18 protein-coding genes are annotated in these 22,394 nt (G+C 41.7%); 2 read left to right on the top strand and 16 right to left on the bottom strand.

Annotation, left to right across the window (positions count from 1 at the left end; genetic code table 11):
• Positions 1-341: 341 nt before the first annotated feature.
• The 7 genes from RTR43_RS22400 to RTR43_RS22370 form a co-directional block, all read right to left on the bottom strand.
• Complete coding sequence (locus RTR43_RS22400; RefSeq protein ID WP_312475455.1) at positions 342-956, bottom strand: NAD(P)-binding protein; 615 nt, start codon at positions 954-956, stop codon at positions 342-344.
• Entirely contained in the window at positions 922-1,644 is a 723-nt protein-coding gene (locus RTR43_RS22395) for a sirohydrochlorin chelatase (protein WP_312475453.1), read from the bottom strand. Before RTR43_RS22395 ends, RTR43_RS22400 begins: the two co-directional genes overlap by 35 nt.
• A 2-nt stretch (positions 1,645-1,646) precedes the next feature.
• Entirely contained in the window at positions 1,647-3,098 is a 1,452-nt protein-coding gene (gene cobA / locus RTR43_RS22390) for a uroporphyrinogen-III C-methyltransferase (RefSeq protein WP_312475451.1), read from the bottom strand.
• A 21-nt stretch (positions 3,099-3,119) separates the two neighbouring features.
• On the bottom strand, positions 3,120-3,440 hold the full coding sequence (gene nirD, locus RTR43_RS22385; protein WP_312475448.1) for a nitrite reductase small subunit NirD: 321 nt from the start codon (positions 3,438-3,440) through the stop codon (positions 3,120-3,122).
• Complete coding sequence (gene nirB, locus RTR43_RS22380) at positions 3,437-5,857, bottom strand: nitrite reductase large subunit NirB (protein WP_312475446.1); 2,421 nt, start codon at positions 5,855-5,857, stop codon at positions 3,437-3,439. The genes nirD and nirB overlap by 4 nt, the downstream gene beginning before the upstream one ends.
• 380 nt (positions 5,858-6,237) lie before the next feature.
• On the bottom strand, positions 6,238-7,224 hold the full coding sequence (locus RTR43_RS22375; RefSeq protein ID WP_312475444.1) for a hypothetical protein: 987 nt from the start codon (positions 7,222-7,224) through the stop codon (positions 6,238-6,240).
• Positions 7,225-7,247: 23 nt separating this feature from the next.
• The gene (locus RTR43_RS22370; protein ID WP_312475442.1) at positions 7,248-7,475 is read right to left on the bottom strand and encodes a hypothetical protein; all 228 of its coding nucleotides are present in this window, start codon (positions 7,473-7,475) and stop codon (positions 7,248-7,250) included.
• A 236-nt stretch (positions 7,476-7,711) separates the two neighbouring features.
• On the opposite strand from RTR43_RS22370, the gene RTR43_RS22365 reads away from it, so the two are divergent.
• Positions 7,712-8,521: a hypothetical protein gene (locus RTR43_RS22365; RefSeq protein WP_312475440.1), complete on the top strand. Its 810-nt coding sequence runs from the start codon at positions 7,712-7,714 to the stop codon at positions 8,519-8,521.
• A 174-nt stretch (positions 8,522-8,695) separates the two neighbouring features.
• On the opposite strand, the gene pruA is transcribed toward RTR43_RS22365, so the two are convergent.
• From pruA to RTR43_RS22325, 8 genes are all read right to left on the bottom strand, one after another.
• Positions 8,696-10,243 carry an L-glutamate gamma-semialdehyde dehydrogenase gene (gene pruA / locus RTR43_RS22360; protein WP_312475438.1) on the bottom strand — a complete coding sequence of 516 codons (1,548 nt, stop codon included), beginning with the start codon at positions 10,241-10,243 and terminating at the stop codon, positions 8,696-8,698.
• 305 nt (positions 10,244-10,548) lie between these two features.
• Entirely contained in the window at positions 10,549-11,712 is a 1,164-nt protein-coding gene (locus RTR43_RS22355) for a CamS family sex pheromone protein (RefSeq protein WP_312475436.1), read from the bottom strand.
• A 13-nt stretch (positions 11,713-11,725) separates the two neighbouring features.
• A complete protein-coding gene (ligA, locus tag RTR43_RS22350) occupies positions 11,726-13,732 on the bottom strand; it encodes an NAD-dependent DNA ligase LigA (RefSeq protein ID WP_312475434.1) in 2,007 nt (668 codons plus the stop codon).
• A gap of 230 nt (positions 13,733-13,962) precedes the next feature.
• Positions 13,963-16,227, bottom strand: a complete 2,265-nt coding sequence (gene pcrA / locus RTR43_RS22345) for a DNA helicase PcrA (RefSeq protein WP_312475432.1) — start codon at positions 16,225-16,227, stop codon at positions 13,963-13,965.
• A 72-nt stretch (positions 16,228-16,299) separates the two neighbouring features.
• Complete coding sequence (gene pcrB / locus RTR43_RS22340; RefSeq protein WP_312475430.1) at positions 16,300-16,983, bottom strand: heptaprenylglyceryl phosphate synthase; 684 nt, start codon at positions 16,981-16,983, stop codon at positions 16,300-16,302.
• A gap of 206 nt (positions 16,984-17,189) precedes the next feature.
• Positions 17,190-17,504: a YerC/YecD family TrpR-related protein gene (locus tag RTR43_RS22335; protein ID WP_312475428.1), complete on the bottom strand. Its 315-nt coding sequence runs from the start codon at positions 17,502-17,504 to the stop codon at positions 17,190-17,192.
• Between the two features lie 28 nt (positions 17,505-17,532).
• Positions 17,533-18,582, bottom strand: a complete 1,050-nt coding sequence (locus tag RTR43_RS22330) for a DUF3048 domain-containing protein (RefSeq protein WP_312475426.1) — start codon at positions 18,580-18,582, stop codon at positions 17,533-17,535.
• A 72-nt stretch (positions 18,583-18,654) separates the two neighbouring features.
• Positions 18,655-20,400 carry an adenine deaminase C-terminal domain-containing protein gene (locus tag RTR43_RS22325; RefSeq protein WP_312475423.1) on the bottom strand — a complete coding sequence of 582 codons (1,746 nt, stop codon included), beginning with the start codon at positions 20,398-20,400 and terminating at the stop codon, positions 18,655-18,657.
• A 166-nt stretch (positions 20,401-20,566) separates the two neighbouring features.
• Here RTR43_RS22325 and RTR43_RS22320 point away from each other — a divergent pair, with 166 nt between their 5' ends.
• Positions 20,567-20,872 (top strand): YgaP family membrane protein, encoded by a 306-nt coding sequence (locus RTR43_RS22320; RefSeq protein ID WP_312475421.1) that lies wholly within the window; start codon positions 20,567-20,569, stop codon positions 20,870-20,872.
• A 247-nt stretch (positions 20,873-21,119) separates the two neighbouring features.
• Here the strand turns inward: RTR43_RS22320 and purD are convergent, their stop codons facing one another.
• The gene (purD, locus tag RTR43_RS22315; RefSeq protein ID WP_312475419.1) at positions 21,120-22,391 is read right to left on the bottom strand and encodes a phosphoribosylamine--glycine ligase; all 1,272 of its coding nucleotides are present in this window, start codon (positions 22,389-22,391) and stop codon (positions 21,120-21,122) included.
• Positions 22,392-22,394 lie beyond the last annotated feature (3 nt).

Genomic DNA, 22,394 nt, shown 5'->3' with positions numbered 1-22,394 from the left:
CGGTCACCAATAGCCTTCTTTAGTTACCACTTTTTCGTTTTTTCCTCGATTTCGGTCACCAATAGTCTTCATTGGTTACCACTTTTTCGTTTCCCCCTTGATTCCGGTCACCAATAGCCTTCATTGGTTACCACTTTTTCGTTTCCCCCTTGATTCCGGTCACCAATTGCCTTCATTGGTTATAGAATGCCTACGTAGAGCCCTTCTACTTCGGCTTTTGCTCTCTTTTTCCCGAAGAAAGCCTACGTAGATCCTCTTCGGAAAAAAATAATACTTAAATTTCCCTAAAAAGAGATTATTTTTCCTAAAAAAGCGGTACCTCGCATAGAAGGTATCCGCTTTTAAATCATCTTTTCGTATATCTGCTGAAAATCAGCTTCCCGATTGTTGCTGTTTAAAAACTCTGGACTAACAATCGCTGTTAAAAGTTTTCTTTTTAATGTGGCATCTGCTACTTCCTGTAGAATCCATTGCCGTTTTGAAAATAGAAAGTCCAAATATTCCTCATATGTCTCATCAAATTGCTGCTCTAGCTGCTCACGAATTTTTCTGGCAAGCATTGGACTGGCACCGCCGGTTGCAACAGCTATGCTTAAGCGTCCACGTTGAAAATAGGAGGGCAGATGAAAGTCCGATCCATCCGGATCATTGGCAAACGTGACAAGCTGACGCCCTGCTGAATCTTTTATTTGCTGGTTTAATGTCGTATCATTTGTTGCCACAAAAATCAGAAACGCATCTTTCAAATCATCTTGGGAAAATAGCCTTTGCTGCCAATCAAGTTTGCCTTCATCTGCAAGCCTTTTAAGCTCATCCGTTGCCTCCGGGCTAATCATCATTACCCGTGCCCCTGTCTCAAGCAGACCTGTTACTTTCCGCTCTGCCACTTTTCCGCCGCCAACCACTACTACCTTTTTCCCTTCAAGCCTTAACATAATCGGATAATTTGTGATCATTCCCCACCTCACTGGTTCGTTTTTCGATTAGCGATATTAATTTATCATCAAAACCAACCGGGCTGCAAAAAATCATCCCGTCTGTCTTATCGAGTTCTTTCTTTATTTTGATGTTATATCCTCCGGAAAACAAGAAGTGAGGAAGAATATAAACCTTCTGACCCAAAAGCCTTTCCGCCGTTTCATAATAAAAAGGAGAAGTGGTTAAGTAAGCAGTGTGAACTGCTCTGCCAATTTTCACAGCTAAACGTTTTGCTAGTTTTTCAAATTCAACCGCCGCTTCAGGTACCCGACTACCATGTCCTACCAGTAATACCATCTCATCTTCTCGTTTCGCAAAACCAGCCTCGGCCAACCGGGTGACAAGTATCTCAGTCATGATGTCATCAACACCAAGTGGTTTCCCATAATGGCATACAATGTTTTGATATTTTTCCAATTCAACTGGAATATCAATGTTTGTATGAATACCCGGCAACAAGAAAACAGGGACAACCTTGATCTCATCTGCCCCTTGTTCGATACACCTTTCAATCGCCTGATTGATCGATGGTTCGGCATGTTCAAGATATCCATAGGCTTGGATGGCAGCAGAAGACTGCTCCATTACCTTTTTAATAAAAAATCGAAACTTCTCGTTAGCGGCTTCCCTTCTGCTTCCATGAGCGATATAAATGATAGCCTCCATGCCTACACTTCCTCAACTTGGTTTGCTGCCAAGAATTCAACCAAGGCTTCTTTCGTTGCCTTTTTTGGCATTCCTATTGACCGAAGACCAAAGTCCACAACTGCGTCGATTGTTTGTTTTCCCATACTGACAACCTGCACATTCGTTAAAAGCTCTTCAGCGCTTATGCTACATTCTCTTAATCCTTCCACAAACGGTTCAACGGACCCACTGCTAGGGAATACCACTGTATCGACATCCGCTTCCTCTAGCATTCTTTTAAAAATAGGAACGAATTTAAAGTCTAGCTCTTTCTTGCTGGTGATTAATAAGTCGGCATTTCTATATTCTTTTTTCAACGTGCTGTCATCACCGACAATGAGCAAGTCACCTGACTCTGGCATTTCCTCTGCAAGCTGCGCGATAACCCCTCGTTCCCTTAATGCTTTAATCGATTTAATAGATGCTCCATAGAAATTGGCACGAATTTTTCGAATATCCATTTCGCTTTCAATTACAGTTGTAAAAAAATCAGCAACATTTTCAGGTGAAGCAAAAAAAATTTTTTCATAGCTTGTCACTTTTGCTAGATTAATAGGTAGCTTGACCTTTTTCCACTTCGGAAATTCAATTACATCTGCACCTTGAGCCATTAATTCCCTTGCTAATTCACTAGGGCCGGCACTCGTTCGAGCAAGCAATATTTGTCGGCCATACAACGGCTTTTTCTCAAACCAGCTGATTTTTTCCCGAAGAGCAATGACTTCCCCGACAAGGATAATCGCAGGATTACTGAATTTCTCCTCCAAGACCTTTGCAGAAATATCTGCAAGAGTACCTTGCAAAGTCTTTTGGCGGCCGAATGTACCCCACTGAATCAAAATAACCGGTGTGGTTGATGGTTTTCCATAACGCAATAGGTTCTCACAAATAAACGGCAAATTTCCGACTCCCATGTAAAAAGCAATCGTATCCACACCGCGCGCAAGGCCTTCCCAATCAAGCAAAGGCTTTCCCTCTTTCGACTTGTCATGTGCCGTTACCACTGCGAAGGATTCAGCATATTCACGATGGGTTACAGGAATTCCCGCATAAAGAGGGGCTGCAATCCCCGATGAAATGCCAGGAACGATTTCAAAAGGAATTTCGTATTGTACCAGAGCTGCCGCTTCTTCACCAACGCGGCCAAAAACACCAGGGTCACCGCCTTTTAAACGAACGACTGTTTTTCCGGCTAATGCCTTTTCAACCAAAAGGTCGTTGATGTTTTCTTGGCGTAAAATATGACGGTCAGGTAGTTTGCCACAGTAAATCAGCTCACAATCGTCCGCGGCAAAATCCAATAGCTTTGGGTTAGCAAGACGGTCATATAATATCACTTCGGCTTGCTTAATGGCGTCCAATCCTTTAACGGTGATTAAACCAATGTCCCCTGGCCCTGCTCCTACTAAAAATACTTTTCCTGCTTTCATCATGCAGCCTCCTTCCCTGTTGTTCTATAAAACGATAAAAACGATATCTTCCTGTATTTCCACTTGAAAAGTCGTTACTTGGCCTTCGTCCGGTGCCTGCACCTTACCATCTATTAACGAGATTTTCCAATCAAAGACGGGACAGTAAACATATTCGCCGCTGACAAGCCCCTCCGAAAGGACCCCACCTTTTGGGTGAGGACTGCGGTTTTCAAGTGCATACACGTTACCGTTTGAGATTTTAAATAAAGCAATTTCTTTGTCACCCATTTTAATAGAATAGCCCGCCCTAGCCTTTACATTCGAATAGTTTGCTACTGGAATTCGGGTCAGCGTTTTGATCATTTTGTTTCACTCCCTGCCATGATAGTGTGTTTTACATAATATTTATCTTGAATTTCTTCACTTTGAATCGCTTCATTCCAAGGTTCAATGTATTTTTTCAATGTTTTATCGATGCGCTCGTTCAAGGCTTTGCGGGTTTCTTCGTTTGCAAGGACTTCTTTCACATGATCCAAGCCCACTCGTTCTACCCATTTAGAAGTACGTTCCAAATAGTTCGCTGTTTCACGGTAGTATTGCATGTAGGCTCCGGTCATTTCCATAACCTCAGCTTGTGTTTTCACCGTGCACAGTAAATCACCAGGGCGAAGGTCGACACCACCGTTACCAGCAACATAAATCTCCCAGCCGCCATCAATGCCGACGAAGCCAATGTCCTTAATTCCTGATTCGGAGCAGTTTCTTGGACAGGCAGACACACCCATTTTTACTTTATGCGGCGTGTCAATCCGTTCAAATTTTTTCTCAAGTTCAATTCCGAGTGCCATTGAATCTTGAGTACCAAAGCGACAGAACTTTGCACCAACGCAAGTTTTCACGGTACGAAGTGTTTTTCCGTATGCATAACCAGAAGGCATATCAAGGTCTTTCCAGATGCTTGGTAAATCTTCTTTTTTGACTCCAAACAAACCGATGCGTTGACCCCCAGTTAATTTTACAAGTGGAATATTATATTTTTCAGCAACTTCGCCAATTTTTTTCAAATCTGCAGCTGTTGTCACACCACCGTACATCCTAGGAATTACCGTATACGTTCCATCCTTTTGGATGTTCGCGTGCATTTTTTCATTTACAAGACGGGAATCGCGGTCATCCTTGTATTCATCCATGTGAATCATGCCAAGGTAATAGTTGATAGCAGGACGGCATTTCGTACAGCCTTCCTCATTGTTCCACTCAAGGACGTTCATGACCTCTTTCACACTTGTTAAGCCCTTCGCCTTGATTTCCGCCACTAACTCCTCTCGGCTTACAGTGGTACATCCGCAAATGCTTGTTTTCTGAGCAGTAGCTGCATCAAATTGGTCACCAAGGGTATAGGCTAAAATATCATTCACCAGCGGTTTACAGCGGCCGCAAGAACGACCGGCGTTTGTACAATGGCTGACTTGATCAAGAGTTGTAAGTCCTTGTGTTTGGATGGCCTCTACAATCGCACCTTTTGTGATGCCATTACAGCCGCATACCAATTCATCATTTGGCATTGTGGCAACATCGTTACTGTCCCCTTTTCCACACTCTGTTTGGAAAATTGCCGTCCCGCTGATATCTTCTTTTTTCGTTAGCATTCGGAACAGCTTGGTACTATCCTTTGTGTCACCATATTGAACAATCCCAACAATCAAGTTATTTCTTGTTAACACCCTTTTATAAATGCCGTCATATTCGTTGTAAACCATGATTGATTTGGTCGAACCATCTTCAAAAATCTCTCCGGCTGAGAACAAGTCAATACCTGCCACCTTTAGCTGTGTCCCCGTTACCGAGCCTTGATAAGGTTCTCCGACCAGTCCGCTAATGCGGCTGGCGAGTACTTTCCCTTGTTCATATAAGGGCGCCACCAAACCATAGACCATTTCTCTGTGCTCTGCACATTCTCCAACCGCATATACATGTGGTACGCTGGTTTCCATGAAATCATTGACGACAATTCCTCGATTGACGTAAATTCCACTGTTCTTTGCCACTTCTTTATTAGATTTTATCCCTATCGCCATGACAACAAGATCGGCATCGACTTCAGAACCGTCTTTAAAACGCAGACCTGTTACACGTTCGTCACCAAGGATTTCGACGGTTTCTTTTTCCATTAAAAAGTTCATGCCTTGGGCTTCGAGTTCATTTTTCAGCATATGGGAGGCAATTGGGTCCAACTGGCGCTCCATTAAATTGGGCATGAGATGAACAACGTCAACCTTCATACCAAGATTCAACAGTCCTCTTGCTGCTTCAAGACCCAGCAGTCCGCCGCCAATCACTACGGCCTTTTTATATTGCGCTGCTGACTTGATCATCATTTCACAATCTTTTATATCACGAAATCCGGTTACTCCTATTTTGTCTGCACCTGGAATGGGCAGGATGAAAGAATTCGAGCCTGTCGCGATAATCAACTCATCATAGTCAACTTCACGGCCTTGGTCACTGATCACTCGTTTTGCCTCAACATCAATTTCTACAACTGCTTCGCCTGTAAATAATTGAATTTGATTTTCTTTGTACCATTCCAATGGATTAATGATAATTTCTTCAAAGTTTGTATCACCCTGAAGGATATTGGATAATTTAATCCGATTGTAGTTTGGGTATGGTTCTTGTCCAAAAATAGTTATATCAAATTGCTCTGGTGCCGTTTTGAGGATTTCTTCAATCGTTCTAACACCAGCCATTCCGTTTCCAATCATCACTAGTTTTTTCATTTTGGGTCTCTCCCTATATGTTTAATCTTTTTTTACGATTAATAAGGTTTTCTGTATAGTTAAATTGTAATTCCTTGAGTCTTAAAAAATTGTGAGGTACGTCACTTTTCAACCACTATATGTGAAGAATTTCACATATTTGTCAAAAACAAAGCTTCAATCGATAATCGGTTCGAATGGGGGATTTAGGTAAAATAAATAACGAAATAAATTTAGAGAACAAGCCGTAGTCACCTAATAAAGGCGGTGAGAGTAGAGCTAGACTCACATCTTTCGTCTAGTGAAATGGGTATTTCAATTTAACTGGTTAAAGTGATTCATTTTTGCGGCGCTCCGCCCCTTTTCCATAAAAAAAGAGAGTGTCAGGCACTCTCTTCTTGTTACGCTGGCTGTTTATTTTTTTTTAACAGTGGAACAGGTTTTACACGTGCAATTATAACTGGAACTAGGACACCCATTATGGCAACAGGGACAAGCTCCCATAATTCCAGCGGCGGCGTTATCAGCATACCGGATTTTTGGATGCCATATAGTCCAAGGAAGTAAACCAAACTGCCTGCTAACCCAGCCATCCAGTTAGTTTTTCTAAACAATAAATAGAAAAGCGGGATAAATAAAAGGGTGATTGGTACATAGGAAGTGGGATAACCAACCGCCGCAAAAGTGGCTTTACCGACAAATCTAAGCAAGATATAAAGCACTGCACCCATGACTGGTATGTTAAAGTCGCGGAAAATCCGAATGATTATGACCGTCAGCAGGGCAACCATTAACACAGAATAAATCGGATAAACCCACTCCGGGATACCACCAAAAATTTGTGACGCCGGGTCTGAGATGAGTTCGAGAATCTCCTTTGAGGCAATAGACTTTCCATGAATATATTGATCATAGGAAATAGCCCCATTTTCCTGCTGCATATTCGGAAACATCAAGCATTCAAGTAAAAACATCGCAAACCACGTGTGCATCGAATTCCAGGTCGGTTTCACATCTCTAGTATACCTATAGTAGCCGCGCCAGACCCCAAAAATCATAATACCCGTGGCAATGTAATAAATAAAATGGGTTGGACTCCACGTGGTTAAATCAATTCCATAGGCAATGTGATAGGTAAAATCTAAGGGAATTCCGATTAAGAACAATACGTATCCAATTGTTATCAGATTTCGTGAAAATTGATCCATGTAATGTGAGCGCCGCCACTCTTGAAATAATAAATAGGCTCCCAAGGCAAAGCCAAGGGTATTGACAATATGGGGAATCGAATACTCTTCAAACAAATACTTAAAGTGATAGGAAGCATCCCAAGCGGACCCAATAAATTTTAATAAAAAAGCAACAACCCATAATCGGTAATATTTCATTTACATCATCCCCTCTCCGGACCTCATCCCAGCAGGTCAAATGGATCTCCAAAAATGGCTATTAGGATATAATTAATAGCTATGGCGATTCCAAACACGATTCCGGCACCGCGGACCTTTTTTTGGGTAAATAATTTATACATAAATACAATTCCTGCCGTGACGACAAATACGTTACAGGTTAAAAATGTCCAAAGCAAGCTTTCACTGTGCTCAACAGCTGTAACATGCAATAAATATAACGGTATCAATTGCTTTCCTCCAAAACCTGCATGATATTCAAATAACATCAAAGATACACTAGTAAAGCCTCTCTTTTCTTTAGCAGACGAATTTCCTAGCTAATTTGTTTCATTGTCAACTTGCTTTCCTTATTTTATCATTATTATAGTGTATTCGGTTACTATTTTACATAAAATTCTTGCATTGGTTTAATAAGGTAATGTACATTAAATAAATGGACTATGCTTTGAAGGGAGAATGACCCATGAAACATATTGTTATTGTCATTTTTTTATTTTCCACTGTATTCCTAACTGCCTGTAATTCCATAAAAGTCCCTAAGTCGACTATGAGCCATACAATGAGTGCAACACCAACGAATGTGGTGCCAACAAAATCTGAATGGAAAATCGAGGACCATCCGCAAGCAAACAAGGAAATTCCCATTTCCATTTTTATAAAGGATAAATCTGATAAACCAATCAAATCATTTGAAACTGTTCATGAGAAAAAAATGCATTTATTTATTGTTAGTAAAGATTTAGCTTATTTTTCCCACATCCACCCAAAATATCATGGGAATGGGGAATTTGATATTACGGAAACCTTCCCATCTGGTGGGGACTACAAGGTTATTGCTGAGTTTACTCCAAAGGGCGGTGGTGATAGTAGTGTAGAAAGTCATTGGCTTCATATTGAGGGAGAGCCTGCAAAGGAGGAACCGCTCATTCCTGATAAAGAGTTTACCAAAGTGGTTGATGGCAAAAAGGTTTCTCTCACGTTTAGTCAACTTGCTGCAGGCAAGACTATCCATATGACGTTTACCATCAATGATGCAGCAACCAATAAACCGATAAAAAACCTGCAGCCCTATTTAGGGGCCATGGGCCATACGGTTGCTATGAGCGCCGACGCTGAAAAATACTTACACATCCATCCAATGACCACATCAGGAAATGGACCGAATATCATATTTATGACCATTTTTCCTGAAAAAGGAGTTTATAAAGTCTGGGGCCAGTTTAAACACGAAGGAAAAGTATTTACCGTTCCGTTTGTCGTGAATGTGCCATAGTAGGAGCCTAACACCATCATAAGGCCAGGCGCACGTTTAGTGGCGTAGGAAGAAACAAGACATACACTTGTCGATTGGCTACCTGGGCTGGATAATCTCAATGTCTAAGGATTTAATTCTGATACTATAGTAAAAAACCTCTTCCCATGGTGGAAAGAGGTTTTTTCTATGATATTAGTACATTTCGGAAGTTGTTTTAGCTTGCATATGGAGCAACAAGTAGTCTGGGCCGCCCGCTTTGGAGTCAGTTCCGGACATATTGAAGCCACCAAATGGCTGATAGCCAACAATCGCACCCGTACAAGAACGGTTGAAGTAAAGGTTACCAACATGGAAGTCTTCACGAGCCTGTTCCAAATGGGCGCGGTTTGTTGTAATTACAGCACCTGTCAAGCCGTACTCCGTGTTGTTAGCAATTTCGATTGCTTCTGTGAAATCTTTTGCTTTTGTGAAACCAACCACTGGACCAAAGATTTCTTCCTGCATAATGCGTGCATTTGGTGCAAGATCGGCAATAATAGTCGGCTTAATGAAATATCCTTTAGAATTGTCGCCTTCGCCGCCAGCCATCAGATTGCCTTCACCCTTGCCGATTTCAATGTATTCCATAATTTTTTTGAAGGCATTATTGTCATTAACCGGACCCATGAATGTACCTTGCTCAGTTGGATCACCGACTGTTAATTGATTGGTTAATTCCACCACACGGTTCAAAACTTGATCATATACATCTTCAACGATGACAGCACGTGAACATGCAGAACATTTTTGACCTGAGAAGCCAAATGCTCCTGCAGCAATCGATTGAGCAGCAAGCTCAAGATCTGCTTCACTGTCAACAACGATTGTATCTTTACCACCCATTTCAGCGATGAGGCGCTTCATCCATACCTGACCTGGATTCAATTTAGACGAACGTTCGAATATGCGCAGACCGACATCGCGTGAACCTGTAAAGCTGATAAAACGAGTATCTTTATGGTCAACTAAGTAGTCGCCTACTTCAGCACCGCTTCCTGGAACGAAGTTTAAGACGCCTTTAGGCAGACCTGCTTCTTCCATTACTTCCACAAATTTCGCCGCAACAATTGGCGTAGTTGAAGCTGGTTTTAATAAAACGGTATTACCGGCAACAATCGCGGCCACTGTTGTACCTGCCATAATTGCTAATGGGAAATTCCATGGTGAAATGATTATTCCTACACCTAGTGGAATATAATTGTAACGATTGAATTCATTTGGACGGCTTTGAACTGGTACGCCATCTTTTACTGCTAACATTTGGCGGCCATAATATTCAAGGAAATCAATTGCTTCTGCTGTATCAGCATCCGCTTCTCTCCATGGTTTCCCTGCTTCCTTTGTTAAAAGTGCAGAAAACTCATGCTTGCGGCGGCGAATAATTGTCGCTGCTTTAAAAAGCACATCGGCGCGAACTTCCGGCTTTGTTTTTTTCCATGTTTTAAAAGCTCCAACCGCTGCCTGCATAGCTTTTTCAGCCAGCTCCTGGTTTGCTTTCGAAACGCGGCCAATTACTTCTTCTTTATTGGCTGGATTGTAGGAAACGATTTTGTCATCCGTTGCAATTCTCTCACCGCCGATAACAAGATCATAATCTTGACCTAAATAACCTTCGACAGTTTCTAACGCCTTAAGATAGGCTAGACGGTTTTCTTCCACTGTAAAATCTGTAAATGGTTCGTGCTTATAAGGTTGTACCATTTCTTAAACCTCCTATGTATTAAAACGTTTACATCCACTGTCCATTCTATCATGATTCATTTACGCCTCGCAATGAAGGAGATTCGAAAAAACCTTCATTGGTTTCAACTCCCAACCTATCATGAAATGAATGAGATGTGTGTAGTACACCAACACAATAAAGGCGGTGTGAGCAGAGATGAGCTGAACCTCACATAATTCGTCGCATGAAATGGATATTTTTCACTACGATTGGATAGACCCATTCATTTTTGCGACACTCAGCCCCTTTTTCAGAGAAAAAGACCCAGCCTCACAGCCGGATCTTATTGGTAAATATAAACAAATGGTTCGGTATCATTAGCTTTTTTAACGATGAGTGCTTCAGGCCCATCTACGGAAGTTACACTTACCGAAACAGAAAGATATTTAGGAAAATGCTCCATCACTAATCCTGTTACGTATTGGGTAAAACCAATTCCCTCTGATTTTCCATAGAATTGGATTGGAATCGTGATATTCAATTCCTGCTGCTGATCCCCAACATAAAAGGCTGTGCCAATTACACCATTAAAGTTTGGAAAATATTTTTCTACATCCTGCTTAAAGTTTAAAAATGCGATTGAATCATCACGATGGTCGTTTTGGGCATCGGTCGAAGGGAATAAATAGTGCTTTTCATTTATATTTTCCCAGCTTTTTAAACTCGAACTGCCCTTATCAACGGTTGTATAAGTAATGAATCTGCCAGGCACAACGGAGGATTTAGTTTGTTGTTCAAATAAAGCGATTGTGATTGGCACATCTGATAAGTCCTTCATATCGCGCAGCCGTTTGACCACTTCTTCCGCTATTTTCTTTCCTTCCTTTTCCATTTCAGCAAAAGGAATTTTCATCTCTTTTTCGATTGTCCCACTGCCTTGAGGAACTTTATAATAGTAGTGAGAATTTAGCGCTAGTCCAATCGTCACCCCAGCGAGTGCAACATTCCCCTTATCATCCTTTGTTAAATAATCGTGCTCTAAAATATGGGCTAGGTAGATAGGGCTGCTTGGTTCTGCAACCGTTCCGGAATTAACTGGGTTTAAGCCAATATTATCTGATTCTTTGATTTTATTTTCTTTTAGCTGTGCATCTGTGTACTGGCGGTTCAACCAAAGTTTTACTGTCTTTCCTTTGATTTTCTGCCCTTCTTGAAAATAATATTTCTCTGTATCAAAACTATTTTGAGCTATCCTCATCAAGCCCATTTCAAACTCATTTAAATCATATCTTGTATTGATATTACTAACGACCAGCCCGCGTGCTTCCCCTGGCTGGAATGGCAAAATCGTCCGATAAAACTTATCAGATATATTATATTTAGGAATAATCGCCTTCCCTGTTGCTTTCTCCTTTGTTTGGACAACTTCATTTTGCTTCTGAAAGTTGGGTGCGCAGGCACTCAGCAAAAAGACAAGGGAGAGAGCGAGCAATGAGAGCTTTCTCACGTCGATACACCTCTTAATTATTTAATTCTACTATAAGTTTTTCCTCATCCCATACTTCAATGCCCAACTCTTGTGCTTTTGCTAACTTGGAACCTGCATCAGCACCCGCAATGACGAGATGTGTTTTTTTACTTACGCTCCCTGCTACATTACCGCCGAGCGCTTCAATCTTTTCCTTGGCTTCATTTCGTGATAACTGCTCCAGCTTTCCTGTAAGGACAACCGTTTTTCCGGCAAAAATAGAATCAGATTCTGCAGGAGAAATTGGTCTTGCTCCCTTATATTCCATATTAACGCCAGCAGCGGCTAATTCTTCGATTAATTCTTTCGCTTCTTCTTGTTCGAAGAAACTAACAATCGATTCGGCCATTTTATCTCCGATTTCGTTAATCGCCATTAATTCGTCCTTTGAAGCTATCGCAAGTTTATTCATGGTATCAAAACTTATTGCCAGCGTTTTGGCCGCTTTCGCTCCGACATGACGAATACCAAGACCAAATAACAGCTTTTCTAGTGAATTGCTTTTGGAAGCTTCGATGGCTTTTAATAGGTTAGAAACTGATTTTTCGCCCATTCTTTCAAGAGCTATTAGCTGTTCACTTGTCAGCTTATAAATGTCAGCAACATCGCTGATTAATTTCTCCGTAAACAGCTGGCTGATGACCTTTTCTCCAAGCCCATCAATGTTCATCGCATTCCTTGATACAAAGTGAATCAATCCTTCGCGAATTTGCGCCGGGCATTTAGGATTGATACAGCGTAATGCCACTTCACCCTCAAGCCGGATAAGCTCACTTTCACACTCCGGACAATGGGTTGGCATATGGAATTCCACTTCTTCGCCAGTCCGCAGATCCTCCAGAACATTGACCACTTCCGGAATAATATCACCCGCTTTTTTAATGACGACTTTATCACCAATTTTTATATCCTTTTCACGGATTAAATCCTCATTATGCAAGGATGCACGCTGTACGGTTGTTCCTGCTACCTTTACAGGCTTAAGAAGTGCTGTTGGTGTAATGACTCCGGTTCTGCCGACACTTAACTCGATATCTAAAAGAGTGGTAACCACTTCTTCTGCTGGGAACTTATACGCAATCGCCCAGCGTGGGCTTTTTGCCGTCGTTCCGAGTTCAGCCTGCTGCTTGAGGGAATCAACTTTGATGACGATTCCGTCAATTTCATAGGGAAGATGCGGACGCTTTTCTACCCATCCACTAACAAACTGGACCACTTCCTCAATGGAAGCGCATTTCAGCCGCTCTTTATTCGTTTTAAAACCGAGATGATCCAAGTAATCTAAGCCTTCACTATGAGCCCCTACCGTAATGACGTCCGGATTTCCAACCCCGTATAGAAAGACGTCCAGTCTTCTTGAAGCGGCAATCTTCGGATCAAGCTGACGAAGTGATCCTGCCGCTGCGTTCCGAGGATTCGCAAAAAGCTCCTCGCCACGTTCCTCTCTTGCAAGATTCAAGGCTTCAAACGAGCGCTTTGGCATATAAGCTTCACCGCGGACCTCTAACGAAACCGGTTCCCGTAAACGAAGGGGAATGGAATTAATCGTTTTTAAATTCGCCGTAATATCTTCGCCAATCGTTCCATCCCCGCGTGTAGCCCCTTGGACAAATAAACCGTCCTCATAACGTAAGGACACAGCGAGGCCGTCAATTTTCAGCTCACATACATAGGAAAAGTCATCACCGACTGCTTGACGGATACGGCGGTCAAAATCCCTTAAATCCTGTTCATTAAAGGCATTCCCGAGGCTTAACATCGGCGTCCGGTGCTCCACTTTTTCAAATAAATCAAGCACCTTCCCGCCAACACGCTCGGAAGGGGAATCAGGTGTCTTTAATTGTGGGAATTTCCCTTCCAGCTCCAAAAGCTCCTGCATTAATTTGTCATATTCAGCATCCGGTACGGATGGTTTATCTAACACATAATATTCATAGCCATAATGATTTAATAGGCTTCTAAGTTCAGCAATTTTCTGTTCCGCAATTTGAAGGTCCATCTATTCAGCCCTTTCCTAACTTTTTCCACACCTATCTAACTCATACAAAACGTAAATGGCATTTCACACCTTTGGAAATCCATTAATAGGACCATCTTAACCTAATAAATACGGTGCGAGCAAAACTGGGATTCACTTTTTTTTAAAGTAAAAGGATGTACGTTTTCCGCTCAGATTGGATAAACTGTTTCGCTTTTGCGGCGCTCCGCCCCTTTTACCAAGTGCGATAGCTATGCCTTTTTAATTGGTGCAAATTTAGCTAGCAGGCGTTTGATGCCAACCGGACTCGGAAAAGCAATATCAAGCTCGGTTCCTTCTCCTTGGCCTTTTACACTGACGACCGTTCCAATTCCCCATTTACCGTGCTCGGCTTTATCGCCAACCTTCCAGCCGACTTCCTCCCCGCCAGATGCCGCTGAAACTGGTCGTGTCACCGGTTTTCTTTGTGCTGCCGGAGTGGCAAATGAACTTTTTGACCCTCCAAAAGAGGTTCCTGATGAACCAAATGATCTCCCACCTGAACCAAATGGCGTATTCATGCGATTCTCTGGTTCAACACCTTCAATCAAGTCTTCTGGTATTTCAGCGATAAACCTTGATGCCGGGTTCATATTGGTTCTGCCAAACAATGTTCTCATTTGGGCATTTGTGATAAATAAGCATTGCTCTGCTCTGGTAATTCCCACATAAGCTAAGCGGCGTTCTTCTTCCATCTCTACTTCTTCCATCAGAGAGCGGCTATGCGGGAAGACACCCTCTTCTAGACCTATCAAGAAAACAACTGGGAATTCCAATCCTTTTGCCGAGTGCAAGGTCATGAGGGTGATTGAATCGGCTTTTTCTCCATCGTCATCGAGTGAATCAATGTCGGCAACAAGCGCTAAGTCAGTTAAGAAAGCCACTAGACTTTTATCTTCGCTTGAATCTTCGAAGTTTTTCGTAACAGATAATAATTCCTCAAGGTTTTCTAGACGGCTCTGCGCTTCGAGCGACTTTTCCGCTTTCAGCATCTCCCGGTAACCTGTCTTTTCAAGAACTTCTTCGACTAATTCTGTTACTGAAAGGAACTCTTGCATATTGGTATAATTACGGATTAAATCACGAAATTCACGTGCTGCTTTTGTAGTTTTTGGACTTAGCCCAATCAGTTCAACGGAGTCAATTGCTTGGTATAGTGATACATCATGCATAGTTGCAAAATCGGCGATTTTATCGACCGAGGTTGACCCAATTCCACGCTTTGGTACATTAATGACACGCTGCAAGCTAATGTCATCATCTGGATTGGAAATCAGGCGCAAATAGGCAAGCATGTCTTTGATCTCTTTTCTGTCATAGAACTTTGTGCCACCGACAATACTGTATTCAATATTCGATTTAAGCAGCACTTCCTCCATGACACGAGACTGGGCGTTTGTGCGATAAAGAATAGCAATGTCAGCAAGCTTATGGGAGCTGTTTCTGGTTAATTCTTTAATTTTCCCAGCAACGAATTGTGCTTCACCTTGCTCACTATCGGCACGGTAATAAACCAGTTTGTTTCCTTCAGCATTTTCTGTCCAAAGATTTTTCGCCTTCCGGTTCATGTTATTGGCGATGACCTTATTTGCTGCTAAAAGAATTCTTTTGGTAGAGCGATAGTTTTGCTCGAGGAGAATAACCGTTGCGTTCGGGTAGTCTTTTTCGAACGAAAGAATATTGGCGATATCGGCTCCGCGCCACCTGTAAATCGACTGGTCAGAATCCCCAACAACACAAAGATTTTGGAACCGATTTGCGAGCATTTTGACTAACATATATTGCGCTCTGTTCGTATCCTGGTACTCATCGACATGAATATATTGAAACTTGCGTTGGTAATACTCAAGCACATCTGGTACGCGCTTAAATAATTGAATCGTCATCATAATCAGATCGTCAAAATCGAGCGCTTGATTTTTCCGTAACCTTTTTTGATATTCTTCGTAAACGTCACTTACGGTTTGTTCAAAGTAACCTCCGGCCGTTTTCGCATATTCTTCTGGTTCAATCAATTCGTTTTTAGCTGAGCTGATAGACCCTAGAATTGCGCGAGGGTCAAACTTCTTCGGATCCAGATTTTTGTCCTTAAGGATTCCTTTAATGACAGATAACTGGTCGGTCGTGTCCAAAATCGTAAAATTGCGGTTAAAGCCCATCCGATCGATATCCCTGCGTAGGATTCTTACACACATCGAGTGAAAGGTAGAAATCCAAATTTCTTCGGCAACTCCACCCATCATTTTCCCGATTCTTTCCCTCATCTCGCGCGCAGCCTTATTTGTAAACGTGATCGCTAGAATGTTATAGGGGTTAACTCGTTTTTCTACGATTAAATAAGCAATTCGATGCGTTAACACTCTCGTCTTTCCACTTCCGGCACCCGCCATCAATAGAAGTGGGCCGTCAGTAGCTTTAACAGCACTTTGCTGCTCTGGGTTCAAGCCATTTAATAGCTTTTCGGTTAAAAATTGCACTTCTTTCACCACCATTACAAACATTTGTTCTTATTTTTTTATTTTATCGTTCATTTCATTTTATAGCAAATTCTATCTAACACTTTTCACTGTTGCTAATGCTTGATCAAAGTTTTCATAAATAGCATTTCCGACGACAATGACGTTAGCATGCTTGGCCATTTCAGCTGCTTGTTCAACAGTAGAAATGCCGCCTCCATAAAAAAGAGTCGTGTTTTCAAGGACTTTTTTCACGTCAGCTACTAATGTAGGATCCCCGTAGGTACCGCTATATTCTAAATAGAAGATTGGGAGCTTGAACATTTTTTCTGCCATCATCGCATAGGCCTTAACTTCATCAGGCATAATGTTTGCATTGGCGTTCGTCAGTTTTGCCGCCTTGCAATCCTCGTTCAAGATACAGTATCCTTCCATGGAAAATTCTTCCCAATCAATAATTTCACCGAATTCTTTTACGGCTTGATGGTGTAATCCTGTAACCCATTTTGTATCATTACTATTTAAGATGGTCGGAATAAAGTAGAGGTCAAATCCAGGTGTAACGGTCTCAATACTTGATACTTCGAGGACACATGGAACGGTATACCTGCGAATTCTTGACATTAAGTCGAGAACGTTTTCGAGTGTCACCCCGTCAGTTCCACCAACTATCACCGCATCCGTACCTGATTCGCATATTTTCTCTAACTTTTCATCGGATATTTCTTTATTTGGATCAAGTTTAAACACATGCCGCCACTCGCGAAAATCATACATCTAAAAATCCTCCCATTTATCTATCCATTTCACCATTATATCATTTGACGATTCGATAAAAAAATAAAACACTAATTCAATTTATAGAAAAGATAACCAGTAAGAAAAGCGGAAGGCGCCTGGAGCTGGACATTTCTCGAAGTCCAATGTTATATATTCTTTTATTGTAAGAAAAACGGAAGCGCCTCTAGACGCTTCCGCTTTTCTTATTCCTGAACAGTTTTGCTGTTTTCATCTTTAATCCGTTGAAGAACCATTTCATACGTGTCATTTCCAAAATTCAAACAACGTTTCACACGTGAAATAGTTGCCGTACTTGCCCCTGTTTCTGTTTCTATTTTATGGTACGTATTTCCGTCCCGCAACATTCGCGCTACATCCAGCCGCTGTGCTAACGATTGAATTTCATTAATCGTGCACAAATCGTCAAAGAAACGATAGCATTCTTCCATATCTTTTAATGTAAGAACGGCTTGAAATAATTGATCAAGTTCTTTTCCACGCAATTTATTTATTTGCATACTCCATACTCCTCTAATTGATAAAATGTTATTTCAGATTAAACGAAACACTTTGTTGTAGCCCAGGGCTTGCCGGTACAACATTGACCCACGTTTTCCCTTGAACCAATGGCACTTCTACACCATCTTTAATAGGAACAATCTGGCCATTCTTATTCGCCCATTCTACTTCGTTGACCTTGCCCATTTGCAGCAAATAAGCTTTTCCGCCAGACTTAAAATCAATATCGCGGCGTCCAACCGAATCGATTACTTGATGGTTGGCTTCAATAATAAATATATTATTTAGTAAGATGGGGTCATTTGTATCTAAATCGACCGTTTGCTCTCCACCTGAATAACGTTTATATTTGCCAAGAGCGGCATCATATTCAAAGCTGGAATCAGATATTCCACCCTTTGAATAGCTAATCTTCACTGATTTTGCCTCTTCACCTGTCACTTTTTTACCTTGCTCTTCTGATAAAAACTTAAAGGAAGGCGGACTTTTTTCCATTGAATATTTTTTTTGCTCAGCGCCCTTTAAAACCTTTTCATATGTGATATAGGAGTTATGAGGTGCTTTCCGAGTGCTGGACCGTTTAAAAAGAGTGCCGTCATAGACCATTCCATTTATATTGTCGATATAATTCGCCGTAAGAATTTTCTTTGCTTCCTCACTCCAGCCGTGTGCGATATAAAGAGCATTCAGCCCTTTAGCCAAGTCGATATAATAATTTCGCGCACTGCGGACAGGTCCGATATTCTCCGGCTTTTCACTTTGAAACACAGCAAGGAAACGAGTAATATCACCCTCTGCAAGGACTTCATAGACAATATCTGCCTTGTTCAAACCCGATTGCGGCCTTGCTTTTGGATGATTATTAATCATGACAGCCACGGCTCTTCCATCTGTTTTAGTTTCAGAGCCAATACCTGTTAATGGATAAAAATAAGGGGTACCCTGTTTCTCATCTTCTTTTTTCTCGGCTTTGTTGACTGTTTTTTCTTTCTTCCCTTGTTCTTTTACGGTCTCCTTATCACTACACCCAGATAGTAGTAACAGGATAGCAGCAAAGGCGACAGCCCATTTTTTCATCCAATGAACACCCCTATTTCCTTCCAAGCTATAAAAGTACTTTCACACTTTAACTCATTAGTTACTTACAGTTTAACGCATTATTGACGGAAAGAGTACTGTTTTATTCATCACATCATACATTCCCTGTTGAGTTATCCGGATATATGGCAAATGAGTTGAAGAAAAGAACAGCAGACTATATATAGGATCAGAGAAGGAATAGCCTCGTTTTAGCAGCTCTTCAGACAAGCTTTTTTCTTGAACTATTAACTCTTCAACTGGCAGGTCCGACATTATTCCACTTAAATGAAGCGGCAGCTCGCATATGATCTCGTTATTCTCAACCATAACAATCCCGCCACCCAGTTCTTTCATTCTATTAAAAGCGTGGAGGATATCTTGTTTGTTTTTTCCGATTAGAATAATATCACCTGTATTAGAAAAAGAGCTAGCTAACGCTGACAATCTTGAAGCAAAGCCTTTTAACAGCGTATTAATCCTCCATTTCCCATTACGATCAATTAATGTAAAATAACATTCATCATGATCATGTGGTAATTCATCCCCTGAAACATCAATGGCAATGGAGTAGGGTTTCGTGATGACTGAGTTTTCCATTTTGATTCCAAAAGGCATCGAGAATTGTAAATCATCCATAGTTAATTCCCAATCCAGCTCCATCGGCTTCAAGCCATATTCTTGCCAGTTCAATGGGGGATAAGTTTCTTCCACCTTTACCCCATCCCGTTTTACCCATTTCCCTTTGGCTAGGACTGAAATAGGTGTAGGATTTTCAATACTGGATAAGAAGTTGATATTGGCTACGCGGCCAGTCGCAATTTGACCATGTAAATGGTCGATATTGTAGTACCTGGCTATATTAACAGTGGCCATATTATAGGCATCAATAATCGGAACCCCTTTTTCAATGGCAATGCGAATCATCTGGTCGTTCATTCCCTGCTCATAAAAAGTCGCTGAAGACCCGTCCGTATTAAATAGTAATCTATCATATGCCTCGATGCCTAATCGCTTCATATCATCCAAAAGTTCTGGTAAATCAGGGCGAATCGATGAATAGCGTAATGACACCATATATCCTTGCATTAAACGGTTATAAACCTCTTCACCGGTCATCGCTTCATGGTCACAATCGGCACCAAGGAGCATCATTTTCGCTAAGGTTTTTTCAGATGCCCCAGGAAAATGCCCCTCAATTTGCTTGCGCATCCGCTTTGCTTCCTGAATCCAATGAAGCATCATATCGTCGCCATTAAGCAGTCTCGGCCAGCCTGTTAGCTCTCCGCCCTGCAGGACCGCATCATGCTCCAGCCATGATTTAACATTACTGTGCGAAAAAATTTCTACTTCATTCAATATTTCTGTTTGTGAATCAAACCGGCACCACCAAAACATCGTCGTCGGAATCGAACGAAGGTCCTTTAATAAGGAAAAGGCTTCCCTTTTTTTCAAATTTAACACCAACGCCATATTGTCGTTAATTAACGTTGTTGTCCCAAACTGGGATGCATAGGCTGCAAGTGTTTGGGGATTATATAATTGAAACGGATGGGCATGCGGTTCAATATATCCAGGAACAAGAGTTTCATTCGTGCAGTCAATAACTTCACAGTTTTCGATATGTGAGGGCAAATTTTCGCCGACATAAACAATCCGATCTTCATAAATCCAAATATTAGCCCTCATCCACTGGCGAAAGGTCTGATTTAAATACAAAGCGTTTTTCAATAATAGGGTGGGAGACGTTTTCCCATCCAAAACGGATACATGCATGCGTAAGTGTTTATTTTTCCAACGGTAACGTTGTTCTAGCATACGATATCCCTCCCCTTCAATATTACTATCTATATAATAAAATCCTGATTTAACAACAAAGAAAGCCCTTACAAAATTTCTTTAGTTATTATACTATCATATTTTATCATTTAACGCAGTAAAGAATTGATAAATATTGTAAACATATTGTGAAGGAGTGAGCAAAATGACAATCAAACCAAATATTGGCTTATTAAACGCTTTAATCCGCATCACATTTGGGTTAACCATTCTTGCCTGGAGTACCTCGAAGCTTGTTAAACACCCTTGGCGGGATTCCTATTTAATTGCTGCCTTGTGTGGAGCGATGAAAGTGGCGGAAGGAATCGTCCGCTACTGTCCCGTAACGGCATTATATGATAAATGTCAGGAAATCATGCCGGAAAAATCAGCCGATTCCGATTCCATGGATGGGATGGAAGGATTGACGAACCTAAATGAAGATTCGGCTGTACCTTATAATCCTTCATAATGGTGAACCAGTCACCAATTAGGTTTCATGAAGACAATCTAGGGGAGAAAATTTGAAATACTGTCCACATGAAGTGCATATGAGGACAAGACTAGTGATAAAAGCACACTAATTGTCCTCATGATTGGCTCATGGGGACAAGACCACTGATATTACCACACTAATTGTCCTCATGATTGGCTCATGAGGACAAGACTGGTTATAGAACTAAAGAGCACTTTTTAGATACTTTTTTTCGTTGTACCCTTCACCCTTTAACAGATTGTATTGCTCTCGAACCAATGTCTTTTCGATAAAAAACATCATCGCACGTTATTTTCCCTAAGTCGAGATAGACTTTTTCTTGTGCCTCAACCAATGTTTCAGCCTTTGCACCAACAAGAAGCACTCTGCCCCCGGCCGTAACAAATTCACCAGCTTCATTTTTAACCGATCCTGCATGAAAAGTAATTACTTCATCAGTAAAATCAGCTAATCCTGTTAACAAAGCACCTTTTTCATACTTCTCCGGATACCCTTTTGCTGCTACTACAACACCGACCATCATCTGATCATCCCAGATTAATTCTGATGGTTTTCCAGCCAACAGCTCTAAAATCACTTGAACCAAATCTGATCGTAACCTAGGTAAAACTACCTGTGTTTCCGGATCGCCAAAGCGGGCATTAAACTCGATGACTTTTGGGCCATCGGCTGTTTTTATGAGCCCTGCATATAATATCCCGCAGAAGCTGCGGTTTTCTTGCACCATTGCTTTCGCAGCAGGAATAAGGACGGCTTCGATGGCGGTCTGTACCGTATCCGCACCAATTTGAGGAACCGGTGAGTAAGCCCCCATCCCGCCAGTATTCGGACCTTTGTCACCATCAAATGCCCGCTTATGATCCTGTGCAATTTCCAGCGGCACGACCACTTCTCCATTAACAAATGCCATTAGTGAAAATTCCTCACCACTTAAAAACTCTTCAATGACGACACGGGAAGAAGCAGCTCCAAACTTTTCACCTACTAGCATGTCCTCCAAGGCTAACAATGCTTCCTCTTTTGTGAATGCGACCGTAACACCTTTTCCGGCAGCTAAACCATCTGCCTTAATAACGATTGGGGCGCCTTTTTCTTCGACATATTGACGGGCTGCTTCATACGAAGTAAAAACGCCATAATCAGCAGTTGGAATTTGATATTTTTCCATTAATTCTTTGGCAAAAGACTTGCTTCCTTCAATCTCTGCCGCTGCTTGCCGTGGTCCGAATACCTTCAAACCTGCCGCTTCGAATTTATCGGCAAGGCCTTCCAGGAGAGGGACTTCAGGTCCGATAATCGTTAAGCCCACTTCTTGGTCTTTGGCAAATTGCATGAGTTGTTCGTGCTGTGACTCCTCGATTGGGACCAGGTCCGCAACATCGGTCATGCCATCATTACCGGGTGCGACAAATACTTTTTCAACGAGCGTGCTCTCGCTTACCTTTTGGCAAATGGCATGTTCTCTACCGCCGCGGCCAATAATTAGTACCTTCACCCA

This window comes from Neobacillus sp., assembly GCF_031988165.1.
Classification (GTDB): domain Bacteria; phylum Bacillota; class Bacilli; order Bacillales; family Cytobacillaceae; genus Neobacillus; species Neobacillus rhizosphaerae.
The sequence above is the reverse complement of the archived record's forward strand: the minus strand, read 5'-3'. Positions and strand labels throughout refer to the sequence as shown.

Bases quoted from the DNA above. Each gene is read 5' to 3' on its own strand.
- RTR43_RS22320 (WP_312475421.1), top strand. From the start codon at position 20,567: ATGACAATCAAACCAAATATTGGCTTATTAAACGCTTTAATCCGCATC.
- RTR43_RS22330 (WP_312475426.1), bottom strand. From the start codon at position 18,582: ATGAAAAAATGGGCTGTCGCCTTTGCTGCTATCCTGTTACTACTATCT.
- RTR43_RS22375 (WP_312475444.1), bottom strand. From the start codon at position 7,224: ATGAAATATTACCGATTATGGGTTGTTGCTTTTTTATTAAAATTTATT.
- ligA (WP_312475434.1), bottom strand. From the start codon at position 13,732: ATGGACCTTCAAATTGCGGAACAGAAAATTGCTGAACTTAGAAGCCTA.
- RTR43_RS22400 (WP_312475455.1), bottom strand. From the start codon at position 956: ATGATCACAAATTATCCGATTATGTTAAGGCTTGAAGGGAAAAAGGTA.
- RTR43_RS22365 (WP_312475440.1), top strand. From the start codon at position 7,712: ATGAAACATATTGTTATTGTCATTTTTTTATTTTCCACTGTATTCCTA.
- RTR43_RS22335 (WP_312475428.1), bottom strand. From the start codon at position 17,504: ATGCAAATAAATAAATTGCGTGGAAAAGAACTTGATCAATTATTTCAA.
- RTR43_RS22325 (WP_312475423.1), bottom strand. From the start codon at position 20,400: ATGCTAGAACAACGTTACCGTTGGAAAAATAAACACTTACGCATGCAT.
- nirB (WP_312475446.1), bottom strand. From the start codon at position 5,857: ATGAAAAAACTAGTGATGATTGGAAACGGAATGGCTGGTGTTAGAACG.
- pcrB (WP_312475430.1), bottom strand. From the start codon at position 16,983: ATGTATGATTTTCGCGAGTGGCGGCATGTGTTTAAACTTGATCCAAAT.
- cobA (WP_312475451.1), bottom strand. From the start codon at position 3,098: ATGATGAAAGCAGGAAAAGTATTTTTAGTAGGAGCAGGGCCAGGGGAC.
- nirD (WP_312475448.1), bottom strand. From the start codon at position 3,440: ATGATCAAAACGCTGACCCGAATTCCAGTAGCAAACTATTCGAATGTA.
- RTR43_RS22395 (WP_312475453.1), bottom strand. From the start codon at position 1,644: ATGGAGGCTATCATTTATATCGCTCATGGAAGCAGAAGGGAAGCCGCT.
- pruA (WP_312475438.1), bottom strand. From the start codon at position 10,243: ATGGTACAACCTTATAAGCACGAACCATTTACAGATTTTACAGTGGAA.